Annotated in this window: 8 protein-coding genes; 2 read left to right on the forward strand and 6 right to left on the reverse strand. The window is 62.1% G+C overall.

What is annotated here, in order from left to right; translation table 11 throughout:
* Positions 1–54 precede the first annotated feature (54 nt).
* Together HNQ40_RS08225 and HNQ40_RS08230 are read right to left on the reverse strand one after the other, a co-directional pair.
* Entirely contained in the window at positions 55–1,473 is a 1,419-nt protein-coding gene (locus HNQ40_RS08225) for a Gfo/Idh/MocA family oxidoreductase (RefSeq protein WP_184677396.1), read from the reverse strand.
* 129 nt (positions 1,474–1,602) lie between these two features.
* Entirely contained in the window at positions 1,603–3,225 is a 1,623-nt protein-coding gene (locus HNQ40_RS08230; RefSeq protein WP_184677397.1) for a sulfatase-like hydrolase/transferase, read from the reverse strand.
* 158 nt (positions 3,226–3,383) lie between these two features.
* Between HNQ40_RS08230 and HNQ40_RS08235 the strand changes: the two genes are divergently transcribed.
* A complete protein-coding gene (locus tag HNQ40_RS08235; RefSeq protein ID WP_184677398.1) occupies positions 3,384–4,577 on the forward strand; it encodes an AraC family transcriptional regulator in 1,194 nt (397 codons plus the stop codon).
* A gap of 21 nt (positions 4,578–4,598) precedes the next feature.
* On the opposite strand, the gene HNQ40_RS08240 is transcribed toward HNQ40_RS08235, so the two are convergent.
* Entirely contained in the window at positions 4,599–6,206 is a 1,608-nt protein-coding gene (locus tag HNQ40_RS08240) for a sulfatase-like hydrolase/transferase (protein ID WP_184677399.1), read from the reverse strand.
* 139 nt (positions 6,207–6,345) lie between these two features.
* Between HNQ40_RS08240 and HNQ40_RS08245 the strand changes: the two genes are divergently transcribed.
* Positions 6,346–7,713 carry an MFS transporter gene (locus HNQ40_RS08245; protein WP_184677400.1) on the forward strand — a complete coding sequence of 456 codons (1,368 nt, stop codon included), beginning with the start codon at positions 6,346–6,348 and terminating at the stop codon, positions 7,711–7,713.
* A gap of 58 nt (positions 7,714–7,771) precedes the next feature.
* On the opposite strand, the gene HNQ40_RS08250 is transcribed toward HNQ40_RS08245, so the two are convergent.
* The 3 genes from HNQ40_RS08250 to HNQ40_RS08260 all read right to left on the reverse strand — a co-directional run bounded on the left by HNQ40_RS08250 (position 7,772) and on the right by HNQ40_RS08260 (position 12,349).
* Positions 7,772–8,752 (reverse strand): PEP-CTERM sorting domain-containing protein, encoded by a 981-nt coding sequence (locus tag HNQ40_RS08250; RefSeq protein WP_184677401.1) that lies wholly within the window; start codon positions 8,750–8,752, stop codon positions 7,772–7,774.
* Positions 8,753–8,892: 140 nt separating this feature from the next.
* Complete coding sequence (locus tag HNQ40_RS08255; RefSeq protein ID WP_184677402.1) at positions 8,893–10,965, reverse strand: PEP-CTERM sorting domain-containing protein; 2,073 nt, start codon at positions 10,963–10,965, stop codon at positions 8,893–8,895.
* Positions 10,966–11,131: 166 nt separating this feature from the next.
* On the reverse strand, positions 11,132–12,349 hold the full coding sequence (locus HNQ40_RS08260; RefSeq protein WP_184677403.1) for a 6-phosphofructokinase: 1,218 nt from the start codon (positions 12,347–12,349) through the stop codon (positions 11,132–11,134).
* Positions 12,350–12,522: the final 173 nt, after the last annotated feature.

The following is a 12,522-nucleotide window of genomic DNA, read 5'->3' on the forward strand; positions in this document are numbered from 1 at the left end:
GTTTAGTCGGTTGGGGATTTTTCTCGCTGGGTTGGCCTTGGGGCGGCGCGGAGCTTAGAGCGTGTAGTACGACTCCCAGCCCTTACGTGGTTCGGGGTCGAGCAGCGCGTTGGCCTCGGCGTGGTTGGTGATCTGCTTGGTGGTGGGGTCGAACTCGAGCTCGCCGCCAAAGCGTTGGGCCAGGATGCCGAGGTTGAAGACCTGCGAGAGCGGCCCACTGATGGCGAAGGGCGAGCGGGCTTCTTCTTCGCCCTTGCAGGCGAGCAGGAAGTTGTTGTGGTGGTTGGAGACCTTGTTCTGGAACTTGGGCAGGGTCTTGCGGAAGTCGGGGTCGTCGTTGCCCTCGACGACGCGGAGGACCGAGCCGTGTGACCCGCCGTAGAAGGTGAGGTCCTTGCCGTAGATGATCTTGCCTGGGTTTTTGGGGCTGACCTCCAGGGGCGCGCGTTCGATTTCTTTGGTTTCCTGGTTGCGGCGCCAGTTGCCGAGCTCGGGCTCGACGGGCGGGAAGTTGGTCTGGCCGTCGTACCAGGTGACCGCACAAGCGGGCATGGACCCGCGTTCGGGGAAGTCGAATTGGATGGTGGTGGCCTGGGGGTAGACGAAGTCGTTGGGCCCGTCGCGGTGGACGGCTGAGACCTTGGTGGGCAGGCCGAGCTCGAGGCAGCGGTGGGCGGTGTCGAGGATGTGCGGGCCCCAGTCGCCGAAGCAGCCGCAGCCGTAGTCGTACCACGAGCGCCAGTTGCCGGGGTGGAGCTTTTCGGAGAACGGGTGCATCGGGGCGGAGGCGATCCAGGCGTCCCAGTTCATGTCGGCGGGGAGCGGTTGCTCGAGGTAGCCGGTGGCGTCCTGGCCCCAGCCGTGCCATCGCCGCCACTTGTTCATGAAGGCGGAGATGCGGGTGACGTCTTTGATGACCCCGGCCTCGGTCCACGATTGGAACTGCATGAGGTTGCCCGAGGAGTGGCCCTGGTTGCCCATCTGCGTGACCACGCCGGTGCGGGCCGCGAGGTCGATGAGACGCTCGCATTGGCCGAAGGTGTGGGCGAGAGGTTTCTCGACGTAGACGTGCTTGCCCAAGGCCATGGCCTGCACAGCGATGGTGAAGTGGGAGTGGTCGGGCGTCGAAATCACCACGGCGTCGATGTCGTCGGCCATCTCGTCAAACATCACGCGGAAGTCGGTGTAGGTCTTCGCGTCGGGGTGCTTGGCGATGTGTTCCTGGGCGTGTTCCTGGGCGAGGTGGACATCGCAGAGGGCCACGATGTTGGCCAGGCCGGAGTTGGAGATGTTGTTGGTGTTGCCGTGGCCGCGCTGCGCGATACCGATGCAGGCGACGTTGACGCGGTCGTTGGGGCTGGCTCCCGTGGCCGACGGGGAGTTTTGGCCACGCACGAGCGGGGCGGGGATGATCGAAAACGCGCCAATCGCGGCGGACGACTTCAGGAGCTGACGGCGGGAAAGATGTTTCATGGGAGCAGGCCTTGATGGGAAAAGCAATAAATTTAGGACATTCTACCCCATAACGCCCCAAAGCCAAGGGGCCTGCGGGATCGACCGTTCCGGTCGGCGGATTTCTCAGAAAATTGCGCGATGAGCGATTCAATCAAGTATCGGGGTCGGGGGATCGGGCTCGGTGTTGTAGGTGTCGTAGCGTGGCAGGATGCCGTTGACGAACAGGTCACGCTGGGCCCGGTGTGCGTCCGACACCTGGGACCAGTCCGTGATCTCGGGGTAGCTGATGAGGTCGTCGGGGGTTTCGGAGACGTCCCACCATTTGTCGTTACCGTCTTTGAGGACGTGCGTGCCGCGGATGAGCTGCATGTCTTTCTTGTAGGCGTAGACCCATTCGCGGTGGGTTGGTTTGTTGGTGGTGAGGAAGGGGATCAGGCTTTGGCCGTGGATTTCGTAGTCGACGGGGATCTCAGTGCCGACGAGGTCGGCGAGGGTCGGGAGCATGTCGGCCATGGAGGCGAGGACGTTCTGCTTGCCCTGCTTGGTGAAGTTCAGGCCGGGGGCGTGGATGATGAGCGGGACGTGGGTGCCCTTCTGCCGGTCGTGGCTGCCTTTGCCGTAGCCCCAAGTGCCGTTGTCCGAGCAGAAGATGAGGACGGTGTCGTTCTCGATGCCCATGTCTTTGAGCTTGTTGAGGTACAGCCAGACCTGGTAGTCGAGGTATTCAACGTGGGCGTGCATGCCCATCTCGCTAAGGGTGCCGTGGTCGTCGTAGACGCCGTCGTCGCCGGTGATGTTGGGGGCGTCGCGGTGGTAGGCGTTTCCGTCCCAATGGATTTTGGGGGTCTTGACGTATTTGCTCTTGGCGGAGGGGTCGATCCAGTTGAACGCGCCGTGGCCGAGGTGGGTGGTGTGGTAGATGAAGAAGGGCTGGCCGTCGGAATGCTTTCGGTCCATAAACTCGAAGATGAAGTCGAGCTCGACGTCGGGGCCGTAGGTGTTGAGGCCGAAGGTGGCTTGAGATTCGGGCGTGTTGGGCCAGTACTCCATCGGCTTGGAGTTGGCGGGGTGGTTCATGAGCGCGACGCCGGGCTTCCAGTACCAGGAGGTTTGGCCATAGCTCTTGATGACCTGGCCGGTGTCGACGTTGACGGTGGCGCGTTTGCCGTCGACTTTGGTGTAGTCGACGCGGAAGTCGGTGTGGGGGTTGGGGGCGAACATCGAGTTGCCGGGGGTGAAAACGCCTTCGTCGAAGCCGAAGTGCTGGTGGGCGTCTTCGTCGCAGCCGGGCATCTGAGTTTTGCCGACCCATTGCGTGGCGTAGCCCGCTTGCTGAGCGACGTGGCCGATGAGAAGGGGCGAGGTTTCGTAGAGTCGGCTTGGGCGGGTCCGCGTGCCCTTGTCGTCGAGGGCGACCCGGCCGATGGCTCCGTTGTGCCACCACTTGTGCAGGCTGGCGTAGCGCCCGGTCATCATCATGGCCCGGCTGGGCGAGCAGATCGTCGCGGCCCAGGCATCGGCAATCCACACACCCTCGTTGGCCAGGCGGTCGAGTACGGGCGTCTTGCCCCGGTACTGCGGGTCGCTGGTGTTGTTGCTCAGCGGGTCGGTCCACTCCGACGAGCCGTAGATCGGCAGCTCCCGCGCGCTGATGTCGTCGGTGTAGATCAGGATGATGTTGGGCTGGTCGGCGGCGACCGCTGGGCCCAGCGCGGCCAAAATGATCGCGGCGGCGGTCAGTGTGGCGATGAGGTGTCGTGGCGGTTTCATGGCGAGAGTCCAGCGGGCCGAGGAAGAATGTCCAGATTGATTAAAAATTATAAGCTATAAGGTCGTGGCGTGGCCCGCTACAATGCGGCGTCTATTTACTCGCCTGTGATGTTCATGTCCCGATTATGCTCGGCAAGCGTCCCCCCTCAGAACCCACGTTGACTTCAATCCCCTCCCCTTCGGTGTCCCCCTTCAGCCCCGTTCCCCGCGTGGCGGTTTTGGTCCACACCTCGCTGGGTTGGGGCCGACGCCTGATGCAGGGCGTGTTTCAATACGGCTACCGTCATGGCCGGTGGAACCTGGATGTCCGTGCGCACTACCCCCAGGGCAAGCTGCAGGTCGACGAAGACTGGGACGGCGACGGGGTGATCGCCGCGATCAACACGCCCGAACTGGCCGAGCACGTCAACTCGTTGGGCGTCCCTTACGTCAATGTGTCGGCCGCGCTCATCCCGGGGGTGGAAGCGCCGCGGGTGGTCTCGGATATCCACCTCGTGGCCGAGATGGCGACGCAACACTTCCTGGAGCGCGGCTTCCGACACTTTGCGTACTCGGGACGGGAAGACCAGCCGAACATCAAACGCCACCGCGAAGCCTTCGAAGCCGAGGTGGCCCGGCAAGGCTTCCAAACCTTGGTGGACCGGTCCGAGGTGTCGAACGCGGTCGAGCCCAACCGCACGGAACTGATGCAGCACCTCCAGGCCTGGGTGAAGAGCCTGCCCAAGCCCTGCGCGATCTACCTCTTCGGCACCCAACGCGGCGTCGATCTGATCGAGGCGTGTCGACGGGCCGGGGTCGTGGTGCCGCACGAGGTGGCGATCCTCGCCGGGGACCGCGACAACGTGCTCTGCGAGGCCTGCGACCCGGCGATGTCCTCTATCGTGACCGGCAGCCACAACGTCGGCTACGAAGCAGCGCATGCTTTGGACCGCCTGATCCGCAACGACACGTCGGTCCCGATGGAAACGTTGCTTCCGCCGGTGAAGGTCCACGCGACCGCCTCGACGGACACCTTCGCCGTGACCGATCAGAACCTGATCGCGGCGATGCGGTTCATCGATCAGCACGCCCTCGAGCCGATCCAGATGGAAGACGTCGCGGCGCAGGTGCCGATCACCCGGCGGTCGTTGGATCGCAACTTCAAAGAGGCCTTCGGCAAGACCCCGGCCGAGGTGATCCGCTGGCGCCGCGTCCGCCATGCACAAAAGCTCTTGGCCGAAACCAGTATGGACGTCGAAGACGTCGCCAAGGCCTCGGGCTTAAAGTCCTACACGTATCTCAGCCAGGTCTTCAAGCGCATGCTCGACGAGACCCCCGGGGCGTATCGCAAACGCACCATCCTCACCGACTAAGCTTTCCCGCGAGACCGTGGATCACGGATTCCGGGGCGCATCGCGTTCGGTGGCGTGGTTGTCGTACCGCGGCATGATGTCGTTGACGAACAGGTCTCGCTCGGCACGGTGGGCGTCGGACACCTTGGACCAGTCCTTGATCTGCGGGAAGCTGATCAGGTCGTCGGGGATTTCCGAGACGTCCCACCACTTGTCGTAGCCGTCTTTCAGGACGTGCTTGCCGCGGATGAGTTGCAGCGCGCCTTTGTACGAATACACCCAGTCGCGGTGGTCGGCCTGGTCGGTGGTGAGGAACGACCAGAAGCTCTCGCCGTGGAGCTCGTAACCTTCGGGCGGCTCAACGCCCATGACCTCGGCCAGCGTCGGGAGCATGTCGGCCAGAGTGAGCAGCACATCCTGCTTGCCCTGTTTGGTCAGGCCCAGGCCCGGGGCGTAGACGATGAACGGCACGTGGGTGCCCTTCTGCCGGTCGTGGCTGTGCTTGCCGTAGCCCCAGGTGCCATTGTCGGAGGTGAAGATGACCAGGGTGTTGTCGAGTTGGCCGAGCTCTTCGAGTTTTTGCAGGTAGAGCCAGGTCTGGTAGTCGAGGTATTCGACGTGGGAATACATGCCGGGGCCGGTGACGGTGCCGTGGGTGTCGTAGACGCCGTTGTCGCCGGTGATTTTGGGTTCGGTGCGGGTGTAGGCGCTGCCGTCCCATTCGATGACGGGCGTGCCGGGGAGTTTGTTGCCGGCCTCGGGGTGGAGGAAGTCGAAGCCGTCGTGGCCGAGGTGGCTGCAGTGGTACACGAAGAACGGCTTGTCGTCGGCGACCGCGCGGTCCATGAAGTCGAAGATGAAGTCGAGCTCGACGTCGGGGCCGTAGGTGTGCAGGCCGTACTCCGCCTGGGCTTCGGGGGTGTGCGGCCACCAGGTGATCTGCTCCTTCTCGCCGCCGGGCTCGGGGGCGGAGGGGTGATTCAGCAAAGCCACCGAAGGCTTCCAGTACCAGCTCGGCTGCGAGTAGCTCTGCACGGTCTTGCCGGTGTCGAGGTTGATCTGGTCTTTCTTGTCCCCACCCTTCTTCTTCACGAGCTTGAAGTCGGTGTGGGGGTTGTCGGGGTAGAGGTACGAGCCAGGGGTGAACACGCCTTCATCGAAAGCGAACTTGCGGTGGTCGACCTGCTTCATCTGGGTCTTGCCCGCCCAGATGCTGACGTAGCCCGCGTCACGCGCTGCGTGACCGAGCTGCCACGGCGAGGATTCGTACAACGGCCAAACCCAGTTACCGTCCGGGCTCTTGCCCAGGTCGCCGTTGTTCCACCACTTGTGGATGCTGGCGTAACGCCCGGTCATCATCATCGCCCGGGTCGGGGAGCAGACGGTGTTGGACCAGGCGTTGGTCGCCCACAGGCCCTCGTTGGCCATGCGGTCGAGCACCGGGGTGTCGGCACGGAACTGGGTATCAGAAGTGTCTTTGCCGGTCTTGGGCAGCGACCACTTGCTCGAGCCGTAGATCGGCAGCTCACGGGCGCTGATGTCGTCGGTGAAGATCAGGACGATGTTGGGCTTGGCTTTTTCCCCCGCATGGACCGCGGGCGTCAGCAGCAGGCAGGCGACGAGGGCGACAACAGACAACAGCCATTTCATATCGGGATTCCTGGCGGAGGGGATCGTGAGGTGAGAGGCGTGAGGCGAAACAGCACGCGGACGGGCATTGTACCTAAAATCTATCGCAGATAAACATAGTTTAGCAGACTCTTCCGCGCGGGTCGGCTACAGTGCCCGCATGATTCAGCGTGCGATCGAGTCGTTTCACCCCGCCCGGCAGCCCTGGGGCACCCGCAAGGCTTTCCGACAGGAACTTCTGACCTCGGCGACGCTGCCGGTGGCGGTGGCCATGCTCGATGCCGGGGTCGTGGGGGTGTTCGGCGTCGTGGTCTTCGGGATCAGCCCGACGCAGTTCGCCACGATCGCGGCGGCACCGATGTTCGTGAACCTGCTCGGGTTCATCTGGGCCCGGGCCGTGAAGGGTCGGCGGAAGACCGCTTTCGCCGGGATGCTCATGAGCGCGATGCTCGTGCTGGTAGCTTCGGTGGCGGTGCTGCCGAAGGACGAGCAGGGCTACGGCGCCGCCGGGTTGGTGGCGGCCGTGGTATTGGGGCGCTGCCTGATGGCGGGCGTGGTGATGCTGCGCAGCGCCGTCTGGCGGATGAACTTCCCCCGGCACGTCCGGGCGCGGATCACCGGGAAGTTTGTGTTGATGGCGACGCTGCTCTTCGCCGCCGTGCCCGCCGTGGTCGGCCCCCTGCTCGACCGCGACCCCCAACTCTTCCGCGTCATCTACCCTGTGGCCGCCCTGATTGGCATCGTGGGCGTGGTCGCCTACACCCGTATCCGCGTCCGCCAGGAACCCGCCCTGCTGCGCAGCGAGCGCGAGCCCCACGCCGACGAAGACCTGCCCCGCCGACGCGACGGTCGGCCGCACAACTTCGTCTCCGTGCTCCGCGAAGACGCCGCCTTCCGCTCGTACATGACTTGGCAGTTCTTCGCGGGCATCGCCAACATGATGGGCAACACCGCCTTCGCCCTCTTCGTCATCGAGGAGATCAAGGACCGCGACAACGCCAACACCCTCGGCATGCTACTGACCACCACCGTGCCCTTAGCGTTCGCCACGCTCACCGTGCCGCTGTGGTCCAAGCTGCTCGACCGCCAGCACATCGCACGCTATCGCATCAGCCACGGGCTGACTTGGGTGATCGGCCAGTCGGCGTGCTACGTCGCCGCCGTCACCGGCCACCTCTGGCTGTTCTTCATCCCCATGCTCCTCCGCGGCGTCATGCAGGGCGGGGGCATGATCGCCTGGACCCTCGGCCACAACGACTTCGCCGACAAACGCCTCGCCGCCCTCTACATGGGCATCCACCAAACCCTCACCGGCGTCCGCGGCGCCTTCGCCCCGTTCCTCGGCGTCTGGCTGCTCACCGGCTGGGAAGGCTTTTCCTGGATCGGCGGCGAGGTCCCGCCCTGGGAAGGCATCGGCCCCCAAGTCTTCATCATCACCACCCTCTTCGCCATCGTCGCGTGGTTGGGGTTCGTGAGCCTCACGCAAAAACTCAACGCCGCCGGCGAGGGGGAGGCGAGTGACGGGTAATTCTTCGGAAGCAGCTGACTACACCGAGGCGGTACTCACAGCCAAGACCGCGTAAGTATCAGACGCGAGCTTTTCGTCGCGGCATGAGCACAGATACCCCGAGTGTCATAAGTGCAAGCGTCCCGGGCTCGGGGATGGGCAGCAGGCCGAGGGCCGAGGCATTGCCCGCTCCGAAGTTGTCTTGCCAGACGGTGTAGTCCGCGGCGTCGATGACCCCGTTGCCGTTGCCATCGGCGGCGAGGTTGGTGGTTGATCCGAAGCTGTCTTGCCAGACGGTGTAGTCGGCGGCATCGACGATGCCGTTGCCGTTGTAATCGCCAGCCAAAAGGGACGAGGCCGTGTAAACAAACGCAAGACCCGACGGGCGGAACACCGATTCGCCGATCGATGTACTGTCGCCCGTAGCCGGGTCGATCTCGAATAAGCGATATTCCCCGTCGAAGCCCAAGCCGAGCATCGTGTTGTCGAGCGGATCGAACGCCAGGTCATCAAAGCGGAACACGGATAGTTGGTCGGTGATCAGATCGACCGCGGCCGTCGCCGGGTTGATCTCGTAAAGTGAAGAATCCGAAGACCCGTAGAGCCGGCCGGTGTTGTCGAACGCCAGTGAAGACAGGTTCAGTTCGAATTCACCGACCTCCGTAGATTCACCGGTTAGCGGATCGATCCGATACATCGCACCGCCCTGCGTGCCCGGCGTGGCGAAAAACTCGCCGGTCGTCGGGTGGATGGCTAGCGTGGAGAGAATAGCCAAGGCGTCATACGGGGCTGTTGAGATGACGCTTTGATCGGTGGGGTCGATCTGAAAAATACTGGCGGTCGAATCAAATCCAATACCCCACAAACCGCCGACCGAATCCCCCGCCAAGTCTTCGATACGGAAGCCGAAAGTCCCCAATTCGGTTTCCTGTCCCGTGGCAGGATTGACCTCGAACACGGGCCCGAGGTTCGAGGCCCCGGTGGCATACAGTTGGGCGTCGGTAGAACACGCCACGCCTGCGCTCAGCAGCACCCCCAAAGCTAATCCCGAAATCTTCATCTTTCGCCTTCTGTTGTTTCAATCGCGTCCAAACGACATCGCGTGGTGCCGCATCTGAATTCTACTTTTCTGAGCACGCAAACACGAGGTGGCGATTCACTTATGGGCTTCTGCCTAGCCAATTCGTCGCCGCTTTTTTCTCAAGCCGCCGCCCGTCGCCGAAGCATCATCGGCAAGCCCAGTCCGAGCAGCGCGAGCGTCCCGGGCTCTGGGATGGGCAGCAGGCTCAGGGCGGAAGCGTTGCCTGCTCCGAAGTTGTCTTGCCAGACGGTGTAATCCGCGGCGTCGATGATGCCGTTGCCGTTGCCATCGGCGGCGAGATTGGTGGTGCTGCCGAAGTTGTCGGCCCAGACGGTGTAGTCGGCGGCGTCGACGGTGCCGTTGAGGTTGTAGTCCCCTAGAACCTGAGTAAGCGTGATGGTGATCAAGGCATCCTCTCGGAAGAGGTCTGCTGGGTTCTGGTTGTTGGATTCAGTGTTGAGCATGAAACTGAAATCGCTTCCGTCAGCCAGCACGCCCGCCAATTCAACATTGCGCTGGTCGATACTCACGGTTTCACCTAGTGCCAACCCGTCGATTAAGACGCCATCGACATAGAACGCTGAACCAAAGAAACGAACATGGCTGTCATCAAGGGCGAGAAATCGGCCTGTAAATTCACCCCCGCTGATATTGACATCACTGCCCGAATGTGCACGAAACGCACCGCCAATCACGCCTCCGGAAATATGTGTGTCGGAATAAGCGTTGGCACTGTAATCAGATCCGATGACCCCGCCGGTGATGTTAACGGTCGAGCCGAGAAGGGCACGCATTTGTTTGCCTACGGTTCCGCCACTGATGTTCACGGTGCTGTAGGCGAGCTCGGCGTTGTCGCCGAGGTGACCTCCTTCGATATGGAGTTCGGCGTCGAATACGGCATAGTTCATACCCAAGACGCCGCCCTCTTTTAGGGTGAGTGTTTGGCCACTCGACAGCCCAGACGGCATGCCGTGATTGGCGGAATCAATCACGATGGGGTCGAGATTGATCTCCGGCAGCGCTACGCGGGTCAGCTTGACGTTGTTCAGGTGATCGGTGTCTCGGAAGATAAATACGGATCCGTCCTGAAGGCGTCCTGAAAACAAGCCGCTGCCCAACGAAGGATCGATGGTTGAGCCGGCGTAGTCGCTTCGGTTTAAGCGAAAGTCTCCACCAACGATCTCGACGTTGCTACCCGAATGCGCATACAACCCGCCCCCGACTGTACCGCCGCTCAGCCGAAACGAACTGCCATTCAAAACTGACAGGCGTATGTCAATGGCGCCACCGCTCATCCATACATTGGCTGCCCGGTCGATTTGGGATCCGATACGAAAGTCTATTCCGATTTCACCACCGCTGATGTAAACGTTGCTGCCCGACAAGGCGAGCATATCTTCGCCGACGGTGCCGCCGGTGATATACACATTGCTTCCGGAAGCGGCGGCAAATCGATTGCCGACGCGGCCTCCGCTAATCTCGACTCGGCTGCCGGCGCTCGCCAGAAAAGAGCTTCCAATTTCGCCGCCCGAAAAATAAACCCTTTTACCCGTCTTCGCCGTGAATTGATCGCCCACTACGCCCCCGCTCATATTCACGGTGGTAAAGGCATCGAATCCATTTCCTATGATTCCGCCGGTAATGTTGACTTCCCCATCGCTTATTTGGAGGGAGCTATCAATTTCGCCTCCGCTGATGTTGACAGTGTTGCCAGTAGTGATAGTTGCGGACTTGCCCAGGTAGCCTCCACTCATGCTGAATATGCTGTCATACCTGGCTCTAAAAAGTTCACCAACTGTGCCTCCGCTGAGATGGAACTCTGCGCCACGCAAAATGCTTGGCGTCCGACCAATGATTCCTCCCGACATATTGACGACGCCCCCAGAGTACACCGTGAGGTTACGGCCTACCTCTCCCCCACTAATGTTTAGCTCAGTATTCAAAGTAGTTTCATTGATCAAGCCTACTTTGAAGAAGTTCCCCACCACGCCGGCGTCGTACACATTGAGTGTGGTGTTTGCTCCAATCGATTCGGAATCGCCTATCACCATCGGGGGAGCGTCGATGGTTCCCGATGGAAGTGTTTGCGAGCTAGATTCGGGCGTGGGCCACATAAGATTGGCCAAAACCACAGAGCCCCCAAAGATGAAACCTCTGGATCGGTTAGTCATTTTTTCATGACTAAAAAACATTTATTTCATCCCGGATAAGTTTGATACCATTCCAATTTCCTGAGAGTAAAATACCGAAATACCGAAATACCGCAGACAAGCAAGAGCTATTCCTGCGGCATGCGACAGCTCGACCCAGATGAAGGGCTCGGAAAACGATTGTTCACCCATCCAGACTGATGATAATTCAGAACGACTCGACGACCGGCAAATCGCCCACAATGGGGCCGGCGTAGTCGCGGAAGCTTTCCGCGATGTCGCAGCCGTCGAGGATGTACTTCGGATCGAGGTGCTGGGTCAGGGCGGCGACCTCTTTGATCTCGATACGTTTGTACTCGATCTCGTAGGCGTCGCCGGGCTTGCGGATCATGGCGATCGAGCCGGACTTGTGCTCGCCGGCGAGGGCGTGCTTCACGGCTTCGCGGCCGCACTGACGGGCCTCGGCCTGGTCGACGGCGCTGGCGCAACCGACGAACGAGCGTTGCAGGTAGCCGAAGGTGTCGGCGCGGACGCGGAGTTTTTGGCCGAGCTTTTCGCCGAGCTTGGTCTTGATGAGGCCGGCCAGTAGGTCGCCCAGGGCGCCGGTGCCCGAGAGCTGGACGTTGCCGTGGGCATCTTTCTCGACTTCGTCCTGGAGCTTGGTCATCATCGGGTTGCCGTCGGAATCGTGGATGCCTTCGGAGACGGCGATGAGGCAGCGGCCGTGCTGGGTGTAGACGCGTTCGACGTCGGCGAGGAACTTCTCCTCGCTGAAGTCGGCCTCGGGGACGTAGATCAGGTGCGGACCGTCGTTCTTGCCTTCGCGGCGGCCGAGCATGGACGCGGCGGTGAGGAAGCCGGCGTGGCGGCCCATGACGATGTTGATCTTGATGCCGGGGAGCGCGGCGTTGTCGAGGTTGTCACCCATGAAGGCCTGGGCGACGAACTTGGCGGCGCTGCCGAAGCCGGGGGTGTGGTCGTTGACCATGAGGTCGTTGTCGATGGTCTTGGGCACGTGGTAGGCGGTAAGGTCGTAGCCCTGCTCGGCGGCCATCTCGGCGATGATGCGGCAGGTGTCGGAGCTGTCGTTGCCGCCGGCGTAGAAGAAGTAGTGCACGTCCTGCTTGGCGAAGCTCTCGAAGATGCGCTTGCAGTAGGCGGCGTCGGGCTTGTCGCGGGACGAGCCGAGGGCCGACGACGGGGTGTCGGCGATGCGGTCGAGGAAGTCCTGGGTGCGGGTGGTCAGGTCGATGTAGTCGTCCTTGACCATGCCGGCGACGGCGTGGTGAGCCCCGAGGATCTTGTTGACCTTGCCTTCGCCGGCGGCGATGGAGGCCTGCAGCGCTTCGACGACGCCGACGAGGGACTGGTTGATGACGGCGGTGGGGCCGCCGGACTGGCCGATGACGGCGTTTCCTGCACTCATTCGAGACGCTCCGGGGAACGGGGTGGGGGTGGGGTCAAACCGGGCCAAAACGATGGCCGGGCGCGGCATTCTATGAGAATGGCTCGGGGGTCACAAAGCGAAGGTTGAAGGTGCGGATTGTTGGTTTTACCCCTCCCCCTTGAGGGGGAGGTCGGGTGGGGGTGATGGGCCGT

It is taken from the genome of Algisphaera agarilytica, assembly GCF_014207595.1.
In the GTDB taxonomy this organism is placed as follows: Bacteria; Planctomycetota; Phycisphaerae; order Phycisphaerales; family Phycisphaeraceae; genus Algisphaera; species Algisphaera agarilytica.

What these genes read in the sequence shown, in the direction of transcription:
- HNQ40_RS08260 (WP_184677403.1), bottom strand. Translation starts at nt 12,349, where the DNA reads ATGAGTGCAGGAAACGCCGTCATCGGCCAGTCCGGCGGCCCCACCGCC.
- HNQ40_RS08245 (WP_184677400.1), top strand. Translation starts at nt 6,346, where the DNA reads ATGATTCAGCGTGCGATCGAGTCGTTTCACCCCGCCCGGCAGCCCTGG.
- HNQ40_RS08225 (WP_184677396.1), bottom strand. Translation starts at nt 1,473, where the DNA reads ATGAAACATCTTTCCCGCCGTCAGCTCCTGAAGTCGTCCGCCGCGATT.
- HNQ40_RS08240 (WP_184677399.1), bottom strand. Translation starts at nt 6,206, where the DNA reads ATGAAATGGCTGTTGTCTGTTGTCGCCCTCGTCGCCTGCCTGCTGCTG.
- HNQ40_RS08255 (WP_184677402.1), bottom strand. Translation starts at nt 10,965, where the DNA reads ATGTTTTTTAGTCATGAAAAAATGACTAACCGATCCAGAGGTTTCATC.
- HNQ40_RS08250 (WP_184677401.1), bottom strand. Translation starts at nt 8,752, where the DNA reads ATGAAGATTTCGGGATTAGCTTTGGGGGTGCTGCTGAGCGCAGGCGTG.
- HNQ40_RS08230 (WP_184677397.1), bottom strand. Translation starts at nt 3,225, where the DNA reads ATGAAACCGCCACGACACCTCATCGCCACACTGACCGCCGCCGCGATC.